This window comes from Streptomyces sp. NPDC012827 (assembly GCF_042900905.1).
Lineage (GTDB): Bacteria > Actinomycetota > Actinomycetes > Streptomycetales > Streptomycetaceae > Streptomyces > Streptomyces gulbargensis.
Genome location: NZ_JBIBBY010000007.1, coordinates 141710 through 159596, shown reverse-complemented (window position 1 = coordinate 159596; position 17887 = coordinate 141710). Strand labels below are relative to the sequence as shown.

General features: G+C 72.2%; 19 protein-coding genes. 15 read left to right on the top strand and 4 right to left on the bottom strand.

The window, feature by feature from the left end:
• Positions 1–176 precede the first annotated feature (176 nt).
• The 5 genes from argC to ACFY60_RS17530 are packed head-to-tail and all read left to right on the top strand — an operon-like array spanning position 177 to position 5061.
• The gene (gene argC / locus ACFY60_RS17550) at positions 177–1205 is read left to right on the top strand and encodes an N-acetyl-gamma-glutamyl-phosphate reductase (protein ID WP_388612820.1); all 1029 of its coding nucleotides are present in this window, start codon (positions 177–179) and stop codon (positions 1203–1205) included.
• The gene (gene argJ, locus ACFY60_RS17545; protein ID WP_388612822.1) at positions 1202–2368 is read left to right on the top strand and encodes a bifunctional glutamate N-acetyltransferase/amino-acid acetyltransferase ArgJ; all 1167 of its coding nucleotides are present in this window, start codon (positions 1202–1204) and stop codon (positions 2366–2368) included. The genes argC and argJ overlap by 4 nt, the downstream gene beginning before the upstream one ends.
• Entirely contained in the window at positions 2365–3294 is a 930-nt protein-coding gene (argB, locus tag ACFY60_RS17540; RefSeq protein ID WP_388612824.1) for an acetylglutamate kinase, read from the top strand. The genes argJ and argB overlap by 4 nt, the downstream gene beginning before the upstream one ends.
• On the top strand, positions 3291–4490 hold the full coding sequence (locus tag ACFY60_RS17535; protein ID WP_388612826.1) for an acetylornithine transaminase: 1200 nt from the start codon (positions 3291–3293) through the stop codon (positions 4488–4490). Before argB ends, ACFY60_RS17535 begins: the two co-directional genes overlap by 4 nt.
• A gap of 7 nt (positions 4491–4497) precedes the next feature.
• Positions 4498–5061, top strand: a complete 564-nt coding sequence (locus tag ACFY60_RS17530) for an arginine repressor (protein WP_309053260.1) — start codon at positions 4498–4500, stop codon at positions 5059–5061.
• Between the two features lie 21 nt (positions 5062–5082).
• On the opposite strand, the gene ACFY60_RS17525 is transcribed toward ACFY60_RS17530, so the two are convergent.
• On the bottom strand, positions 5083–5769 hold the full coding sequence (locus tag ACFY60_RS17525; protein ID WP_388612827.1) for a L,D-transpeptidase: 687 nt from the start codon (positions 5767–5769) through the stop codon (positions 5083–5085).
• A gap of 181 nt (positions 5770–5950) precedes the next feature.
• Between ACFY60_RS17525 and argH the strand changes: the two genes are divergently transcribed.
• The 3 genes from argH to ACFY60_RS17510 all read left to right on the top strand — a co-directional run bounded on the left by argH (position 5951) and on the right by ACFY60_RS17510 (position 9593).
• Entirely contained in the window at positions 5951–7378 is a 1428-nt protein-coding gene (gene argH, locus ACFY60_RS17520) for an argininosuccinate lyase (protein ID WP_388612828.1), read from the top strand.
• Between the two features lie 122 nt (positions 7379–7500).
• The gene (locus ACFY60_RS17515) at positions 7501–8052 is read left to right on the top strand and encodes a TetR/AcrR family transcriptional regulator (RefSeq protein WP_388612829.1); all 552 of its coding nucleotides are present in this window, start codon (positions 7501–7503) and stop codon (positions 8050–8052) included.
• The gene (locus ACFY60_RS17510; protein WP_388612830.1) at positions 8049–9593 is read left to right on the top strand and encodes an MFS transporter; all 1545 of its coding nucleotides are present in this window, start codon (positions 8049–8051) and stop codon (positions 9591–9593) included. The genes ACFY60_RS17515 and ACFY60_RS17510 overlap by 4 nt, the downstream gene beginning before the upstream one ends.
• Before the next feature lie 67 nt (positions 9594–9660).
• On the opposite strand, the gene ACFY60_RS17505 is transcribed toward ACFY60_RS17510, so the two are convergent.
• Positions 9661–10332: a lysophospholipid acyltransferase family protein gene (locus tag ACFY60_RS17505; protein WP_309055250.1), complete on the bottom strand. Its 672-nt coding sequence runs from the start codon at positions 10330–10332 to the stop codon at positions 9661–9663.
• A 218-nt stretch (positions 10333–10550) separates the two neighbouring features.
• On the opposite strand from ACFY60_RS17505, the gene ACFY60_RS17500 reads away from it, so the two are divergent.
• From ACFY60_RS17500 to ACFY60_RS17490, 3 genes are all read left to right on the top strand, one after another.
• Positions 10551–11735, top strand: coding sequence for a glycerophosphodiester phosphodiesterase (locus ACFY60_RS17500; protein ID WP_388612831.1), 1185 nt, complete (start codon positions 10551–10553; stop codon positions 11733–11735).
• 113 nt (positions 11736–11848) lie between these two features.
• Entirely contained in the window at positions 11849–12394 is a 546-nt protein-coding gene (locus ACFY60_RS17495) for a sigma-70 family RNA polymerase sigma factor (protein ID WP_388612833.1), read from the top strand.
• Between the two features lie 37 nt (positions 12395–12431).
• Positions 12432–12923 carry a GNAT family N-acetyltransferase gene (locus tag ACFY60_RS17490; protein ID WP_388612835.1) on the top strand — a complete coding sequence of 164 codons (492 nt, stop codon included), beginning with the start codon at positions 12432–12434 and terminating at the stop codon, positions 12921–12923.
• Positions 12924–12974: 51 nt separating this feature from the next.
• Here the strand turns inward: ACFY60_RS17490 and ACFY60_RS17485 are convergent, their stop codons facing one another.
• A complete protein-coding gene (locus ACFY60_RS17485) occupies positions 12975–13409 on the bottom strand; it encodes a hypothetical protein (RefSeq protein WP_345282305.1) in 435 nt (144 codons plus the stop codon).
• 2 nt (positions 13410–13411) lie between these two features.
• A complete protein-coding gene (locus ACFY60_RS17480; RefSeq protein WP_309051336.1) occupies positions 13412–13774 on the bottom strand; it encodes a hypothetical protein in 363 nt (120 codons plus the stop codon).
• 546 nt (positions 13775–14320) lie between these two features.
• On the opposite strand from ACFY60_RS17480, the gene ACFY60_RS17475 reads away from it, so the two are divergent.
• From ACFY60_RS17475 to ACFY60_RS17460, 4 genes are all read left to right on the top strand, one after another.
• Positions 14321–15409, top strand: coding sequence for a methionine ABC transporter ATP-binding protein (locus ACFY60_RS17475; protein ID WP_388612838.1), 1089 nt, complete (start codon positions 14321–14323; stop codon positions 15407–15409).
• Positions 15406–16074 (top strand): methionine ABC transporter permease, encoded by a 669-nt coding sequence (locus ACFY60_RS17470; RefSeq protein WP_309051334.1) that lies wholly within the window; start codon positions 15406–15408, stop codon positions 16072–16074. Before ACFY60_RS17475 ends, ACFY60_RS17470 begins: the two co-directional genes overlap by 4 nt.
• Positions 16075–16166: 92 nt before the next feature.
• Positions 16167–17021 (top strand): MetQ/NlpA family ABC transporter substrate-binding protein, encoded by an 855-nt coding sequence (locus ACFY60_RS17465; protein WP_388612840.1) that lies wholly within the window; start codon positions 16167–16169, stop codon positions 17019–17021.
• A 168-nt stretch (positions 17022–17189) separates the two neighbouring features.
• Positions 17190–17825: a GNAT family N-acetyltransferase gene (locus tag ACFY60_RS17460; protein WP_309051332.1), complete on the top strand. Its 636-nt coding sequence runs from the start codon at positions 17190–17192 to the stop codon at positions 17823–17825.
• The last annotated feature ends 62 nt before the right edge of the window (positions 17826–17887 follow it).

Sequence of the window (17887 nt, the reverse complement as noted above, 5' to 3'; positions counted from 1 at the left end):
CCCTGTGCGCGGGATTTTCGCCCCGTCGGCCCGGCGTCCCGGAAGGCGCAGGTCAGCGGCGCGCCGCGCTCACGTCGGGAACCGCGCGCCGGCTCTTCCCCCCGGTGCCCCCGATCGTCGTTGCATAAAACTACAGGCCGACGTATAGTCATGCCATCCATGAGGAGGGTTCTTCGATGACGGTACGAGCAGCAGTGGCGGGTGCGAGCGGTTACGCGGGAGGCGAGCTCCTGCGTCTCCTCCTCGCGCACCCCCACGTGGAGATCGGCACCCTGACCGGCCATTCCAACGCCGGCCAGCGGCTCGGGGCGCTCCAGCCCCACCTGCTGCCGCTCGCCGACCGCGTCCTCGCGCCGACCACCGCCGAGGAGCTCGCCGGGCACGACGTCGTCTTCCTCGCCCTGCCGCACGGGCAGTCCGCCGCCGTCGCCGAGCAGCTCGGGCCCGACGTCCTCGTGGTCGACATGGGCGCGGACTTCCGGCTCAGGGAGCCCGCCGACTGGGAGACGTACTACGGCTCCCCGCACGCCGGGACCTGGCCCTACGGCCTCCCCGAACTGCCGGGTGCCCGTGCGGCGCTGGAGGGGTCCAAGCGCATCGCGGTGCCCGGCTGCTACCCCACCGCCGTCTCGCTCGCCCTCTTCCCGGCATACGCCGGCGGGCTCGCCGAACCCGAGGCCGTGATCGTCGCCGCCTCCGGGACCTCCGGCGCCGGCAAGGCCCTCAAGCCGCACCTGCTCGGCAGCGAGGTCATGGGCAACATGTCGCCCTATGGGGTCGGCGGCGGCCACCGGCACACCCCCGAGATGATCCAGAACCTCAGCGGACCGGCGGGGGAGCGGGTCACCGTCTCCTTCACGCCCACCCTGGCGCCCATGCCCCGCGGCATCCTCGCCACCTGCACCGCCGCCGCCCGGCCGGGCGTCACCGCCGAGGCCGTACGGGCCGCGTACGAGAAGGCCTACGCCGACGAGCCGTTCGTCCACCTGCTGCCGGAGGGGCAGTGGCCTGCGACCGCGTCCGTGCACGGTTCCAACGCCGTTCACGTCCAGGTCGCCCTCGACGCGAACGCGCACCGGATCATCGCGATCAGCGCCATCGACAACCTCACCAAGGGCACCGCCGGCGGCGCGGTGCAGAGCATGAACATCGCCCTCGGCCTCCCCGAGGACACCGGACTTTCCACGATTGGAGTCGCTCCATGAGCGTCACCGCAGCGCAGGGATTCACGGCGGCGGGCATCGCCGCCGGGATCAAGCAGAACGGCAACCCGGACCTGGCCCTCGTGGTCAACACCGGGCCCCGCCGCGCCGCCGCGGGAGTCTTCACCTCCAACCGCGTCAAGGCCGCCCCCGTCCTCTGGTCCCAGCAGGTCCTCGCCGACGGCGAGCTGACCGCCGTCGTCCTCAACTCCGGCGGCGCCAACGCCTGCACCGGTCCGCAGGGCTTCCAGGACACCCACGCCACCGCCGAGAAGGTCGCCGAGGTGCTCAGTGCCCGCGGCACGGAGACCGGCGCCGGGGACGTCGCCGTCGCCTCCACCGGCCTCATCGGTGTCCTCCTCCCCATGGACAAGCTCCTCCCCGGCGTCGAGAAGGCCGCGGCCGAACTCTCCGAGCACGGCGGCGAGAAGGCCGCCATCGCCATCAAGACCACCGACACCGTCCACAAGACCGCCGTCGTCGGCCGGGACGGCTGGACGGTCGGCGGCATGGCCAAGGGCGCCGGCATGCTCGCCCCCGGTCTCGCCACCATGCTCGTCGTCCTCACCACCGACGCCGACCTGGACTCCGCGGCCCTCGACAGCGCCCTGCGCGACGCCACCCGCGTCACCTTCGACCGGGTGGACTCCGACGGCTGCATGTCCACCAACGACACCGTGCTGCTCCTCGCCTCCGGTGCCTCCGGCGTCACCCCCGCCCAGGACGAGTTCGCCGAGGCCGTGCGGGCCGTCTGCGACGACCTCGGCCGCCAGCTCATCGGCGACGCCGAGGGCGCCAGCAAGGACATCAAGGTCGAGGTGATCAACGCCGCCACCGAGGAGGACGCCGTCGAGGTGGGCCGTTCCATCGCCCGCAACAACCTCCTCAAGTGCGCGCTCCACGGCGAGGACCCCAACTGGGGCCGGGTGCTCTCCGCCATCGGCACCACGAGCGCCGCCTTCGAGCCCGACCGCCTCAACGTCGCCATCAACGGCGTCTGGGTCTGCCGGAACGGCTCGGTCGGCGAGGACCGCGACCTCGTCGACATGCGCTACCGGGAGGTCGTGATCACCGCCGACCTCGCCGCCGGTACCGCCTCCGCCGTCATCTGGACCAACGACCTCACCGCCGACTACGTCCACGAGAACAGCGCCTACTCGTCATGACCAACGCCACGCGGAAGCACACCGCGCTCCCCAAGGCCGAGATCCTCATCGAGGCGCTGCCCTGGCTCACCCGCCACCACGGCAAAACCGTCGTCATCAAGTTCGGCGGCAACGCCATGGTCGACGAGGAGCTCAAGGCCGCCTTCGCCCAGGACGTCGTCTTCCTGCGCCACGCCGGCCTCAAGCCGGTCGTCGTGCACGGCGGCGGCCCCCAGATCAGCGCCGCCCTCGACCGGCACGGCCTGGTCAGCGAGTTCCGGGCCGGGCTGCGGGTGACGACCCCCGAGGCCATGGACGTCGTACGGATGGTCCTCGCCGGCCAGGTCCAGCGGGAGCTCGTCGGGCTGCTCAATCAGCACGGCCCGCTCGCCGTCGGCCTCACCGGCGAGGACGCCCACACCATCACCGCCACCCGCCACCGGCCGGTGATCGACGGCGAGGCCGTCGACATCGGCCGGGTCGGCGAGATCACCGCCATCGACACCGGCGCCATCGAGGCGCTCCTGGAGGACGGCCGGATCCCGGTCATCTCCTCCATCGCACGCTCCCAGGACGACGGACATGTCTACAACGTCAATGCTGATACGGCGGCTGCGGCTCTCGCTGCGGCGCTGGGTGCCGAGACCCTGATGGTCCTGACCGACGTCGAGGGCCTCTACGAGGACTGGCCGAACAGCGACGAGGTCATCAGCCGGCTCACCGCGAGCCAGCTGGAGAAGCTGCTGCCCGAGCTCTCCAGCGGCATGGTCCCCAAGATGGAGGGCTGCCTGCACGCCGTACGGAACGGCGTCACCACGGCCCGCGTCATCGACGGCCGGGTCCAGCACTCCATCCTGCTGGAGATCTTCACCGACGAGGGCATCGGCACGATGGTCGTGCCCGACGGAACCATCGACCGGCGACGCGCCACCGAGGGGGAGTCATGAGCGGCAACCAGGAACTGACCGAGCGGTGGCAGGGCTCGCTCATGGACAACTACGGCACCCCCCGGCTGCCCCTCGTCCGCGGTGAGGGCGCCCGGGTCTGGGACGCCGACGGCACGGAGTACCTGGACTTCGTCGGCGGCATCGCCGTCAACGCCCTCGGGCACGGCCACCCGGCCGTCGTCGAGGCCGTGAGCCGGCAGATCGGCAGCCTCGGCCACGTCTCCAACCTCTTCGTCGCCGAACCGCCCGTCGCCCTCGCCGAACGCCTCCTCGGCCTCTTCGGCCGGCCCGGCCGGGTCTTCTTCTGCAACTCCGGCGCCGAGGCCAACGAGGCCGCGTTCAAGCTCGGCCGGCTCACCGGCCGCCGCCACATGGTCGCCACCGACGGCGGCTTCCACGGCCGCACCATGGGGGCGCTCGCCCTCACCGGCCAGCCCGGCAAGCAGGGCCCCTTCCTGCCACTGCCCGGCGACGTCACCCACGTCCCGTACGGCGACACCGAGGCGCTGCGCGCCGCGGTCACCGAGGACACCGCCTTCGTCATCCTCGAGCCCGTCCAGGGCGAGAACGGCGTCGTCGTGCCGCCCGCCGGCTACCTGCGGGCGGCCCGGGAGATCACCCGCGCCACCGGCACGCTCCTCGTCCTCGACGAGGTGCAGACCGGCATCGGGCGCTGCGGCCACTGGTTCGAGCACCAGGCCCACGAGGGCGTCGACCCCGACGTCGTCACCCTGGCCAAGGGCCTCGGCGGCGGCCTGCCGCTCGGCGCGACCGTCGCCTTCGGTCCGGCGGCGGAACTGTTCGGCCCCGGCCACCACGGCACCACCTTCGGCGGCAACCCGGTCGCCTGCGCCGCCGGCCTCGCCGTCCTGGACACCCTCGCCGCCGACGCCGCCCTCGACCACGTGAAGGCGGTCGGCGAGCGGCTGCGGAGCGGAATCGAGGCCCTGGGGCATCCGTTGGTCTCCCACGTCCGTGGCGCGGGTCTGCTCCTGGGTATCGTGCTCACCGGGCCCCTCGCACCCCAGGTGCAGCAGGCGGCCCAGGACGCCGGCCTCCTGGTGAACGCGCCCGCGCCCGACGTCGTACGGATCATGCCTCCGCTGGTCCTCTCCGACGCCGAGGCCGACGCCTTCCTCCGGGCGCTGCCCGGCGTCCTGGACGTGGCGAACGGGCAAGGACGAAGCGGAGAATGAGACGACGATGACCGACGCGCAGGAGAACCAGCACTGGGGGACCCCCCAGGCGGAGCCTGGAGCAGGACCGTCCGTTCCGCAGACCCGTACCGCCCGCCACCGCAGGATCGTCGACATCCTCAACCGGCAGCCGGTGCGCTCGCAGAGCCAGCTCGCCAAGCTCCTCGCCGACGACGGGCTGAGCGTCACGCAGGCGACGCTCTCCCGCGACCTGGACGAACTGGGCGCGGTGAAGATCCGCAACACGGGCGGCGAGCTGATCTACGCGGTCCCCAGCGAGGGCGGTTTCCGCACCCCGCAGGCCCCGCTCGGCGAGTCCGCCAAGGAGGAGCGGATGCGCCGCCTCTCCGGCGAGCTGCTGATCTCCGCCGAGGCCTCCGCCAACCTGGTCGTCCTGCGGACCCCGCCGGGCGCCGCCCAGTTCCTCGCGTCGGCCATCGACCAGGCCGAACTCCACGCCATCCTCGGCACGATCGCGGGTGACGACACCCTGCTGCTCATCTCCCGCGATCCGGCCGGCGGCCAGGCCCTGGCCGACCACCTGCTGCGCCTCGCGCAGAAGGAGCGCTGACCCGCTCCCGTACCAGGCCTCTCAGTACCGTGTGATCGCCGTCGGACCGCTCCGCGTTCCGACGGCGATGTGCGGTCGGCGCGCCGGCTCCGCCCAGTCCAGGATCGCGCGCATCGCCTCCTGCGGCACGGACACGCAACCGGCCGTGGCGCCCCGCCCGTTGACGTGCAGGAAGATCCCGGCGCCCCGCCCGCGCACCGGCCGGTCGTAGTTGAAGCCGATGACCAGCGCGTGGGCGTACTGGGCGCGGTACGTGACGAGGTGTTCGGCCTCGGCGGCGCGGCAGTCCGGCGGCAGACCCTCGACCCAGCGGTTGTACGCGCGCGCGTCGTTGTCCTGGCACCACCAGGAGCGGTCGGTCACCCGGCGGTACCGGTAGGCGGTGCCTCCCGGCGGGGGAGCGATCCCGAAGGCGTACGGGAGCCGGTAGAGCCCCGTCGGCGTCGTGTTCGTGCCCTGTCGCCGGGTGGCGCCCTCCACGAGGCCGCCCGCCCCGAAGCGGGCGGGCGCGGACCCCGCCCTGACCCAGCGCCCGCCGCGCCGGTCCCACCAGCTCACCGTCCCCGTGGTCGCTCCCGCCTCGGGGGCCTGGGCGGTGATGAGCTGGGAGCCGCCGCCGGTGTCCGCCATGCGCGCGGGCAGCGGGACCGGAGGCGGCGCCGCCCCGAGGGACAGCAGGGCGGCGCCGAGTACGAGAAGGGTGCGCATGGCCGCGACGCTAGGCGCGCCGGGGCCCCCGCGCACGGCGTACGGGGCTGTTCGGCGGGCGCGGCACGGCTTTCACCCGTAAGGGGAGCGATGGATTGACGAATCATGCATCACTCTGCATACTCATGCATGACGTGGTCGCGGTCCACGATCACCCCGCGTTCGACTGAGGAGCACAGCTGTGAGCAGCAACAACGGTGACGTCCGGCTCTGGGGCGGCCGGTTCGCCGACGGTCCCGCCGAGGCCCTGGCGAAGCTGTCCGCGTCGGTCCACTTCGACTGGCGGCTCGCGCCGTACGACATCGCCGGTTCCCGCGCCCACGCGCGCGTGCTCCACTCCGCCGGGCTGCTCGCCGAGGACGAGCTGACCCGCATGCTGGCCGGTCTGGACCGGCTGGAGGCGGACGTCGCCGACGGCTCCTTCGTCGGAACCGTCGCCGACGAGGACGTCCACACCGCCCTGGAGCGGGGCCTCCTGGAGCGCCTCGGTCCGGACCTCGGAGGCAAGCTGCGCGCCGGCCGGTCCCGGAACGACCAGGTCGCCACCCTCTTCCGGATGTACCTGCGGGACCACGCCCGCATCATCGGCGGCCTCGTCGCCGACCTCCAGGACGCCCTGGTCGGCCTCGCGGAGGCGCACCCGGACGTGGCCATGCCCGGCCGCACCCACCTCCAGCACGCCCAGCCCGTGCTGTTCGCCCACCATGTCCTCGCGCACGTCCAGGCCCTCTCCCGGGACGCCGAGCGGCTGCGGCAGTGGGACACCCGGACCGCCGTCTCCCCGTACGGCTCCGGCGCCCTGGCCGGCTCCTCGCTCGGGCTCGACCCGGAGGCGGTGGCGAAGGACCTCGGCTTCGAGCGCGGCTCGGCCGGCAACTCGATCGACGGCACGGCCTCCCGTGACTTCGTCGCCGAGTTCGCCTTCATCACCGCGATGATCGGCGTGAACCTCTCGCGGATCGCGGAGGAGATCATCCTCTGGAACACGAAGGAGTTCTCCTTCGTGACCCTCCACGACGCCTTCTCCACCGGCTCCTCGATCATGCCGCAGAAGAAGAACCCGGACATCGCCGAGCTGGCCCGGGGCAAGTCCGGCCGCCTCATCGGCAACCTCTCCGGCCTGCTGGCCACCCTCAAGGCGCTCCCGCTCGCCTACAACCGGGACCTCCAGGAGGACAAGGAGCCCGTCTTCGACTCCTGCGACCAGCTGGAGGTCCTGCTGCCCGCCTTCACCGGCATGATGGCGACGCTCACGGTCAACCGGGAGCGGATGGAGGAGCTGGCCCCGGCCGGCTTCTCGCTCGCGACCGACATCGCGGAGTGGCTGGTCAAGCAGGGCGTGCCCTTCCGGGTGGCGCACGAGGTGGCCGGCGAGTGCGTGAAGGTGGCCGAGTCCGAGGGCAAGGAGCTGGACGGGCTCACGGACGAACAGTTCGCCAAGATCTCCGAGCACCTCACCCCCGAGGTGCGGACCGTCCTCAACGTGCCGGGCGCCCTCGCCTCCCGTGACGGCCGGGGCGGCACGGCCCCCTCGGCGGTCGCCGCCCAGCTTGTGGAGGTCAAGGCGGACCTGGTGATCCAGCACGCCTGGGCGAACGCCAAGAAGTGACCCGTGTCCCCGCCCGCGGGCCGGGACCGGAACGCGCCACCGTCCTCCTCCGGGAGGGCGGTGGCGCTTTTCCATGACCCGGGAATGAGACATTGATGTCTCATTCGGTGTACGGTTGTCTCATGTCCGTCGATCGCACCCAGGTGCTCCGCGCCGCCGCCGCCCTGCTGTCCCGCAAAGCGACCGCCACCATGGACGAGGTCGCCCGGGCCGCAGGCATCGGCCGCGCCACCCTCCACCGGCACTTCGCCGGCCGGGACGCCCTGGTGCGGGCCCTGGAGGACCTCGGGCTCCAGGAGATGCAGGCCGCCCTCGACCGGGCCGGGCTCGACACCGGCCCCGCCGACGAGGCCGTCCGCAGGCTCGTCGCCGAGACCGAGGCCGTCGCCCCCCTGCTGTCCTTCCTCGTCACCGAGAACCAGCTGTTCGAGGGCGAGGAGCGGAACGAGGGCTGGGCCCGCCTCGACGCCCGCGTCTCCGCGCTGTTCCGGCGCGGACAGGAACAGGGCGTCTTCCGGATCGACCTGACCCCCGCCTGGCTCTGCGAGGCCCTCTACGGACTCGTCGGAGCCGGCGCCTGGGCCGTCCAGGACGGCCGGGTCGCCGCCAAGGACTTTTCGTACATGATCACCGAGCTGCTGCTCGGTGGAGCGCGCAGGAGCGTGGAGAAGTGACCACCAGCACCCTCAGGACCCCCGGCCATACCGAGGGCGTGCACCGCCCCGGCCGGTGGCTCGCCCTTTCCGTCCTCGTCCTGGCCGTTCTGCTCGTGGCGGTCGACGCCACCGTGCTCGGCCTCGCGACCCCCTTCCTCTCCGAGGACCTGGAGCCGACCGGCACCCAGCTGCTCTGGATCGGCGACGTCTACTCGTTCGTCATCGCCGGCCTGCTCGTCTCCATGGGCAGCCTCGGCGACCGCGTCGGCCGCAAGAAGCTGCTCCTCGTCGGCGCCACCGCCTTCGGCGCCGTCTCGGTGCTCAACGCCTACGCGACCAGCCCCGAGATGATGATCGTCGCGCGGGCCCTGCTCGGCGTCGCCGGCGCGACCCTGATGCCCTCCACCCTCGCGCTCATCCGCAACCTCTTCCACGACCCGCGCGAGCGCAGCTTCGCCATCGGCATCTGGGGCGCCATGGCCTCGGCCGGCGCCGCCGTCGGCCCGGTCGTCGGCGGATTCCTCCTGGAGCACTTCTGGTGGGGCTCGGTCTTCCTCATCAACCTGCCGGTCATGGCCGTGCTCGTCCTCGTCGGCGTCCGGCTCATCCCCGAGTCGAAGAACCCGCGGCCGGGCCCCTGGGACCTGTCCAGCGTCGGCCTGTCCCTCGTCGGCATGATCGGCGTCGTCTACGCGGTCAAGGAGACGGCCTCGCACGGCCTCTCCCTGGACGCGGCCCTCGCCGCCCTCGCCGGAGCCGCCGCCCTCGCCTGGTTCGTCCGCCGGCAGCTCACCCTCCCCGCCCCGCTGCTCGACATGCGCCTCTTCCGTCACCGGGGCTTCTCGGCGGCCGTCCTCGCGGACCTGCTCACCATCCTGGGCCTCTCCGGACTGGTCTTCTTCCTGTCCCAGTTCTTCCAGCTGGTCCAGGGCCGCCAGCCGCTGGAGGCCGGGCTCGCCGAACTGCCCGCCGCCGTCGGCGCGGTGACCGCCGGTCTGGTCGCGGGCCGGGCCGCGCGCCGCTTCTCCGTACGGTCCGTGGTCGCCACCGGCCTCGGCGCGGTCGGCCTGGCGCTCGCCGTCCTGACCACCCTCGGCCGCACCACCGGCTATCCGCTGCTCGGCGCGAGCCTCCTGGTCGTCGGCGTGGGCGCGGGTCTCGCCTTCACCGTCACCGCCGACGTCATCCTCTCCAGCGTCCCCAAGGAGCAGGCCGGCGCCGCCTCCGCCGTCTCGGAGACCGCGTACGAGCTCGGCGCGGCGCTCGGCATCGCCGTTCTCGGCTCGATCGTGACCGGCGTCTACCGGGACTTCGTTACCCCCGCCGGCGTCCCGGCACAGACCGCGGCAGCCGCCCACGAATCGCTCGGCGGCGCCGTCGAGGCCTCCGCCGGCCTCGCGCCCGGCACCGCGAACGCCCTGGTCGGCGCCGCCCAGGAGGCCTTCGTGGACGGCCTGCGCATCGCCGCCGGCGTCGGCGCCGCGGTCCTCCTGGCCACCGCCGTGGCCGCCTGGTTCCTGCTCAAGGGCCAGCGCCTGGAGGACGGCATCGGCCACTGACGGGCCCGGAAAGCACGGTGCCCCGTACGGCTTTCGCCGTACGGGGCACCACTGCCGTCCACGTGCGTCACGCGGCCTTCGCTTTGGTGGCGTACATGTCCACGTACTCCTGACCCGACAGGCGCATGACCTCCGCCATCACGGAGTCCGTCACCGCGCGCAGCACGTACCGGTCGCGGTCCATGCCCTCGTACCGCGAGAACTCCATCGCCTCGCCGAAGCGCACCGTGACCCGCCCCGGCCGGGGGAAGCCCGCGCCGCCCGGCTGGATCTTGTCGGTGCCGATCATCGCGAACGGCACCACCGGCGCCCCCGTCATGAGGGTCAGCCGCGCGATGCCCGTACGGCCCCGGTACAGCCGGCCGTCGGGGGAGCGGGTGCCCTCCGGGTAGATCGAGAAGATCTTGCCCTCCTCCAGGACCCGGCGGCCGGTCATCAGCGCGGCCACCCCGCCGCGCCCGCCGTCCCGGTCCACCGGGATCATGCCGACGCTGGTGAAGAACCACGCCATCGCGCGGCCCTTGAGGCCCTTGCCCGTCACGTACTCGTCCTTGCCGATGAAGAAGACCTGGCGCTCCAGGCAGATCGGCATGATCATCGAGTCGATGAAGGTGAGGTGGTTGCCGGCCAGGATCACGGGCCCGGTGCCGGGGATGTTCTCCGCCCCCTCCACCCGGGGGCGGAACATCAGGCGCATGACCGGCCCGAGCACTGCCTTGATGATCGCGAGACGGGACAACGGTTCCTCCGGGTGGGACGCGGGTCAGCGGGCCGACGGTGCAGCTGGCGACGATACTCGCGGGTCACCGCCGTGCGCACATCGGGTTCACCGGTTGGATACACAGTGTTGACGTGAGTTTCCGCCATGTTCGACCGGGGTCTGCCGCCCGTAGGGCCTCCCTGCCTACGGTCGGGGGCACCGCCGGCACGTGCGGGACATCACACAGGAGGTACTTCATGACTCAGGGCGCGCGCCCGACCCCGGCACGGCGGACGGTCCTCGGAGCGGCGGGGGCGGCCGTCCTCGGCGCCTCCGCGGCGCTGACGGCCGCCCCCGCCGCGCAGGCCGACGACCGGAGCCCCGGACCCGGCCCCGACCACGGGCCCGGCCGGGGCCGCGGCCACCGCTCCCTGCCCGTCCCCACCGTGATCGCCCACCGGGGCGCCAGCGGCTACCGCCCCGAACACACCCTCGGCTCCTACCAGCTGGCCCTCGACCTCGGCGCCGACGTCATCGAACAGGACCTCGTCCCCACCAGGGACGGGCACCTCGTCTGCCGCCACGAGAACGACATCACCGGTACCACCGACGTCGCCGACCACCCCGAGTTCGCCTCCCGCAAGGCCACCAAGAACGTCGACGGCACCACCCTCACCGGCTGGTTCACCGAGGACTTCACCCTGGCCGAGCTCAAGACGCTCCGTGCCAAGGAGCGCATCCCCGGCACGCGCCAGGAGAACACCCTCTACGACGGCCGCTGGACCGTCCCCACCTTCGAGGAGGTGCTGCGCTGGGCCGAGACGGAGGGCCGCCGGCGGGGCCGGGAGATCTGGCTGCACGTCGAGACCAAGCACCCCACGTACTTCCGCGGGCTCGGCCTCGGCCTGGAGGAACGTCTCGCCGTCCTCCTGCGCCGGTACGGACGCCACCGCGCCGACTCGCCCACCTTCCTGCAGTCCTTCGAGCCCACCAGCATGCGGCGCATGGCGAAGCTCGTCGCCACCCCGCGCGTCGTCCTGCTCTGGACTCCCGACGACCGCCCGTGGGACTTCCGGCAGTCGGGCGACCCGCGCACGGTGGCCGACCTCGTCACCCCCGAGGGCCTCGCCTGGATCGCCTCCTTCGCCCAGGGCATCGGCCCGCTCCTCGACCTCGTCATCCCCAAGGACAAGGACGGCAGGCTCGGCGAACCGACCACCCTGGTGCGCGACGCCCACGCCCGCGGCCTGATCCTCCACCCGTACACGCACCGCAACGAGAACGCCTTCCTCCCGGCCGACTTCCGACGCGGCACCGACCCCGCCGCCTACGGCGACTCCTTCGGCGCACTCAAGCGCTACCTGGAGACCGGGATCGACGGCATCTTCTCCGACAACCCCGACACGGCCCTCCTCGCCGCCGCCGACGCCGGCCGGCGCTGACACCGGCCGCACCCCCCGGGCGGGGGTACGGGCACCCCGGCCCGTACCCCCGCCCGGGTGGTTTACCGCCCGGCCCGCAACCGGCCCCCCCGCCGGGCCGCATCGTGGCGGACATGACTCCCCCCACCTCGCCCGAAGCCCTGCTCCGCACCCTCACCCCGCTCCTCGCCGCCGAGTCCGAGGCGGAGGCCGCGGCCGCCGGCGTCGAACCGGACGACCTCGAACAGGCCGTGTGGCTGCGGCTCCTGGAGCGCCTCCGCGACGACGGCGCCCCTGAACGCCCCGCCGAGTGGCTGCGCCGGGCCGTCCGCGCGGAGGCCCGCCGCTGCCGCCGCGCCGCCCTGCGCGAGCGGCCCTACCGGGACGACCCGGCCCCCGCCCCGCACGGCGGCGAGGCGCCGTACTCCCCGGAGGCCTCCGCACTCGTCGCCGAACGACGCCGCACCGTCCGCGCCGCCGTCACCCGGACGCCCGGCCGCTGCCCCCGGCTGCTGGCCGCCATGCTCGACCCCGCCGACCCCACGTACCGGGAAATCGCAGGAGCGTTGGGTATCTCACAAGGCAGTTTGGGGTCGATGCGTTCCCGTTGCCTGGGATGCCTGCGCAGAATGCTCGCCGCGGAGGTTCCCGTCCCCGGCCGGAGGGGAAGGGTGCGGTAAACCGTCGGTGGACCAAGTGAGCGGGAGGCGTGCACACATGGGCATGAGTGTGACCATCTCAGCAGCGGACGCGCAGGACGCGGAGCACATCCTGAAGCTGCAGTACCTCTGCTACCAGAGCGAGGCGGAGCTGTACGGGGACTGGTCCATCGAACCGCTCACCCAGTCGCTCGACGCCCTGCGTGCCGAACTGGCCGGGAGCCACGGCCTCGTGGCCCGGCTCGGCGACGAGGTCGTCGCCTCCGTGCGGGCCTTCGCCGACGAGGACGGCACGGTACGGATCACCCACCTGATGGTCCACCCGCGGCTGCGCCGGCACGGCCTCGGCGGCCGGCTCCTCGACGCCATCGAGCAGCACTTCGCGACGACCGGCCGGCCCGAGGTCCCGTCCGCCAAGCGCTTCCGGCTCGACACGGGCCACCGCAGCGAGGGCAACCTCCGCCTCTACCGCAGGAAGGGGTACGAGCAGGTCGCCACCCGCCCGCTCGGTCCCCGGATCACCCTGGTGACCCTGGAGAAGGCCGCCTGACGGACCGGTGGGCCGCCCGCCCCGTGACGACGGCGGACCCGCGTCGCCGGCTCAGGCGGCCCGGGACCGCCGCAGCCACCAGATGCCGGTCAGCGGCAGCAGCACCGGGATGAAGACGTAGCCGTAGCCGAACTCCGACCACACCGTGGAGTCCGGGAAGGCGGACGGTTCCAGCAGCGTCCAGGTCCCCACGACCAGGACACCGGCGAGCTCGGCGGCGCAGCACACCAGCGCCGCCCTGCGCGCCGTCTCGCCGCCGCGCACCAGCGTGTACGTGATGAAGACGTACACGACCGCCGCCACCGCCGAGAGCGAGTAGGCCAGCGGGGCCTGGTCGAACTTCGCGGCGATCTCGTACACCGAGCGGGAGGCCGCGCCCACCGACATCACGCCGTACAGCCAGACCACGAGCATGCCGGGGCCGGACACCAGCCGGGTCCGTCCGCCGCCGGCCGCCGTCTCCCGCGCTTCCCGGGTCCCGCCCATGATCAGCCCACCGTCCAGATGTCGTGGAGACGCACTTCGAGCACCGCGAGGACGACCGCGCCCGCCGCGACCGTCGCCGAGCCCCACCGGCTGCGCTCCGCGAGCGACATGAAGCCGGCCACCGGGACCGCGCACAGCGCGCCCAGCAGATAGGCGACGAAGATGGTGGTGCCCTCCTCCGCCTTCTCGCCGCGCGCCAGCTGCACGATGCCCACGATCAGCTGGGCGAGGACCAGGAGGGTCACCACGGCCATGCCGATGAAGTGCCAGTCCTTGGTCGGCTGGTCCCGGTAGGCGGCGAAGCCGCACCAGGCGGCGAGGGCGAGCGCGGCCACACAGACCGCGACCGTCAGGGCGTCGAGCATGCGCCCGAGCGTATTACGGCCGGAATGGTCCGATGCGCGCGGCCCCCGGGCCGTGGCCTTGACCACATCCGGTTCCCCTCGTGGCCGGTGCGGCCGGCCGCCGGCCCGCCCGGGCGGAGCCCCTACGGGCAGGCCGTACGGGGGAGGGGCGGCGGCCCGCGCGTGGAGCGCCGGCCGTCCGCAGGGCGTCTCACAGCTGTCCGTTATACGGACAGGCTGCTTCCCTTCGCAGCCGCGCATGTTTTACTTGCAGACATGACCACGACGAGCAGCCGCACCCTTGCGACCGAGGCGAACACGACGCCCGGTGCTCGTTGTATGTGTCGAATGTGCGCCTTCTGAGGGCCCCCGCCGAGCCTCGCGCCCCGAAGCGAGACCCCGACGGCCAGCCGTTCCGCCGCCCACCGGCGCGGACCGTGCCTGCCCCGCGCACCGCTGCCCCGGCCACCGCCGGAGCCGCCTCCCGTGCGCCTGACTGTCCGAAATGACGAATGCCCCGTGCACGGCGGAACCCGCGTCGCGCACTCGACAGTGACGGAAACCCCTGTGATCACCACTTCGGGCCTGACCAAGGTCTACGAGTCGCGCGGCCGCCAGGTCACCGCTCTGGACGGCGTCGACCTCCACGTCCGCGAAGGAGAGGTCTACGGCGTCATCGGCCAGAGCGGCGCCGGCAAGTCCTCGCTCATCCGCTGCGTCAACCTCCTGGAGCGCCCCACCTCCGGCACCGTGACGGTCGACGGCGTCGACCTCACCGCCCTCGCCGGACGGAGCCGCCGCGCCGGCAAGGATCTGCGCCAGGCCCGCAGCCGCATCGGCATGGTCTTCCAGCACTTCAACCTGCTGTCCTCGCGCACGGTCAAGGACAACATCGAACTGCCCCTGGAGATCCTCGGAGTCTCCGGCGCCGAGCGCTCCCGCCGCGCCCTCGAACTCCTCGACCTCGTCGGCCTCGCCGACAAGGCCAAGGCCTACCCGGGCCAGCTCTCCGGCGGCCAGAAGCAGCGCGTCGGCATCGCCCGCGCCCTGGCCGGCAACCCGAAGGTGCTCCTCTCCGACGAGGCCACCAGCGCCCTCGACCCCGAGACCACCCGCTCCATCCTCCAGCTGCTGCGCGACCTCAACCGGCAGCTCGGCCTCACCGTCCTCCTCATCACCCACGAGATGGACGTCGTCAAGACGATCTGCGACTCGGCCGCCCTCATGCAGCGGGGCCGGATCGTGGAGTCCGGCACCGTGAGCGAACTGCTCGCCACCCCCGGCTCGCAGCTGGCGGCCGAGCTGTTCCCGGTCAGCGGCCACTCCACCGGCCCCGACCGCACGGTCGTGGACGTCACCTTCCACGGCGAGGCCGCCACCCAGCCGGTCATCTCCCAGCTGTCCCGCACCTACAACATCGACATCTCGATCCTCGGCGCGGCGATGGACACCGTGGGCGGCAGGCAGATCGGCCGGATGCGGATCGAACTGCCCGGACGGTACGAGGACAACGTCGTCCCGGTCGGCTTCCTGCGCGAGCAGGGCCTCCAGGTCGAGGTCGTCGAGGAGGAACCGGAACAGCCCGGAACGCGGGAACGACGGGAACACGGCGAAGCCGCCGGAACGCCGCTGCTGGTCAAGGAAGGTGCCAAGTGACCTGGGAAGAGATGCGGCCCCTGCTGGAGCAGGGCACCGTCGACACCCTCTACATGGTCCTCTGGGCCACCGTCGTCACCGTGCTCGGCGGACTGCCGCTCGGCATCCTCCTCGTCCTCACCGACAAGGGCGGACTGCTGCAGAACCGGCCGGTGAACAAGATCGTCGGTGCGATCGTGAACATCGGGCGCTCCCTGCCGTTCATCATCCTGCTGATCGCCCTGATCCCCTTCACCACCTTCGTCGTCGGCACCTTCATCGGACCGACCGCGATGATCGTGCCGCTCGCCATCGGCGCCATCCCCTTCTTCGCGCGCCTCGTCGAGACGGCCGTCCGCGAGGTCGACCACGGACTCGTCGAAGCCGTCCAGGCCATGGGCGGCGGCATCCCCACCATCGTCCGCAAGGTGCTCCTGCCGCAGGCCCTGCCCTCGCTCGTCTCCGCCGTCACCACCACGGTGATCGTGCTCATCGGCTACTCCGCGATGGCCGGCGCGGTGGGCGGCGAAGGCCTCGGCTCCAAGGCCGTCACCTACGGATACCAGCGCTTCGACACCACGTTCATGCTGGTCACCGTCGTCGTCCTGGTGGTCCTCGTGACCGTCGTCCAGCTCATCGGCGACGGAGTCGTACGGCTCCTCGCCCGCCGCGGCCGCACCGCCTGACGGCGGCCGCCCACCCCGCACTTCGTCCACCGAAGAACAGCCCGGACTTGTTGTCCAGGCGTCCACCGCTCCACCCGAAAGAGGCACTCTTCGTGCGTAAGAACATCAAGCTCACCGCCGGCTTCGCCGCCACCACCGCCCTCGCCCTCGGCCTCACGGCCTGCGGCACCTCCTCGGACCCGTCCTCCTCCGCGAGCGGCTCCGGCGACGCCTCCAAGGCCCTCGTCGTCGCGGCGTCCCCCACGCCGCACGGCGACATCCTCACCTTCGTCCGGAAGAACCTCGCCGAGAAGGCCGGGCTCAAGCTGGAGGTCCGCGAGTTCACGGACTACGTCCTGCCGAACACCGCCACCCAGTCCGGCCAGGTCGACGCCAACTTCTTCCAGCACAAGCCGTACCTGGACGACTTCAACCAGAAGAACAAGACCACCATCGTCCCCGTGGTCGACGTCCACCTGGAGCCGCTCGGCCTCTACTCCAAGAGCCTGAAGTCGGTGAAGGACATCAAGCCCGGCCAGACCGTCGCCGTCCCCAACGACACCACCAACGGCGGCCGCGCCCTCCAGCTCCTCGCCGACAACGGCCTGATCACCCTCAAGCCGGGCGTGGGCACCAACGCCAAGCTCTCCGACATCACCGACAAGAAGGGCCTGGAGTTCAAGGAGCTGGAGGCCGCCACCGTGCCCCGCGCCCTGAACGACGTGGACGCCGCCGTCATCAACGGCAACTACGCCATCGAGGCCGAGCTGCAGCCCGCCAAGGACGCCCTCGTCCTGGAGAAGGCCGACGGCAACCCGTACGCCAACTTCCTCGCCGTCAAGAAGGGCAACGAGAACGACGCGCGCGTGCAGAAGCTCGCGAAGCTCCTCAACTCGCCCGAGGTGAAGAAGTACATCGAGGACACCTACAAGGGATCGGTCATCCCGGCCTTCGGCGCCGCCAAGTAACGCCCGCCGCGCAGGATCCCCCGCGCGAAGGCCCCGCCCGCCCCACCGGCGCGCGGGGCCTTCGGCACGGGCCCCGCCGCCCCGCACCCGGCCATGCGCACGCGCCGTCCCATGCTGCATGCTGTCCGTTCACGGTCTTTACGGACGGTCTTCGCTACGGAGCTGCGCATGACTACCACCTTTCCGGACATCTCCATCAGCACGGACCGGCTGGTGCTGCGCCCGTACGAAGAGGCCGACATCCCCGCCTTCGTCGAGATGATGAACGACGAACTCGTCGTCGCCTGGACCTCCGTTCCGCACCCCTACACCCGCTCCCACGCCGAGGACTGGGTGCGCAGGATCGCTCCTGCGCAGCGAACCGAAGGCCACGGCATCGTCTTCGCCGTCACCGAGTTCCTCACCCAGCGCCTCGTCGGCACCGTCCACCTCCACAGCACCAACTGGCGCACCAGAGCCACCGAGGTCGCGTACGTCACCGCACCCTGGGCCCGCGGCGAGGGCTACGCCACCGAATCCGTCCTCGCCGTCGCCCAGTGGCTGTTCGGCGACCGCGGCTTCGAGCGCCTCGAACTGCGCACCGCCGCCGACAACACCGCCTCCCAGCAGGTCGCGCAGAAGATCGGCTGCATCAGCGAGGGCGTCCTGCGCAACGCCTGGATAGCGCGGAGCCAGACCGAGGCCGGTGACTGGGCCGACATCCGGACCGACCTCATCGTCTGGAGCCTCCTCCCCGAGGACCTCGACGGCGTCGCCGAGCAGATGGCCGACGCCGGCTACTCCACCTTCGCCGACTGGAGCTGATCCCCCGCCCGAGACGGCCGCCACACGCCCCGGCGGCGCGCCGGGCCCGCGCCCGTTCCGGG

Coding starts and splice junctions, on each gene's coding strand:
- argC (WP_388612820.1), top strand. CDS start 177: ATGACGGTACGAGCAGCAGTGGCGGGTGCGAGCGGTTACGCGGGAGGC.
- argJ (WP_388612822.1), top strand. CDS start 1,202: ATGAGCGTCACCGCAGCGCAGGGATTCACGGCGGCGGGCATCGCCGCC.
- argB (WP_388612824.1), top strand. CDS start 2,365: ATGACCAACGCCACGCGGAAGCACACCGCGCTCCCCAAGGCCGAGATC.
- ACFY60_RS17535 (WP_388612826.1), top strand. CDS start 3,291: ATGAGCGGCAACCAGGAACTGACCGAGCGGTGGCAGGGCTCGCTCATG.
- ACFY60_RS17530 (WP_309053260.1), top strand. CDS start 4,498: ATGACCGACGCGCAGGAGAACCAGCACTGGGGGACCCCCCAGGCGGAG.
- ACFY60_RS17525 (WP_388612827.1), bottom strand. CDS start 5,769: ATGCGCACCCTTCTCGTACTCGGCGCCGCCCTGCTGTCCCTCGGGGCG.
- ACFY60_RS17515 (WP_388612829.1), top strand. CDS start 7,501: ATGTCCGTCGATCGCACCCAGGTGCTCCGCGCCGCCGCCGCCCTGCTG.
- ACFY60_RS17500 (WP_388612831.1), top strand. CDS start 10,551: ATGACTCAGGGCGCGCGCCCGACCCCGGCACGGCGGACGGTCCTCGGA.
- ACFY60_RS17495 (WP_388612833.1), top strand. CDS start 11,849: ATGACTCCCCCCACCTCGCCCGAAGCCCTGCTCCGCACCCTCACCCCG.
- ACFY60_RS17490 (WP_388612835.1), top strand. CDS start 12,432: ATGGGCATGAGTGTGACCATCTCAGCAGCGGACGCGCAGGACGCGGAG.
- ACFY60_RS17485 (WP_345282305.1), bottom strand. CDS start 13,409: ATGGGCGGGACCCGGGAAGCGCGGGAGACGGCGGCCGGCGGCGGACGG.
- ACFY60_RS17480 (WP_309051336.1), bottom strand. CDS start 13,774: ATGCTCGACGCCCTGACGGTCGCGGTCTGTGTGGCCGCGCTCGCCCTC.
- ACFY60_RS17460 (WP_309051332.1), top strand. CDS start 17,190: ATGACTACCACCTTTCCGGACATCTCCATCAGCACGGACCGGCTGGTG.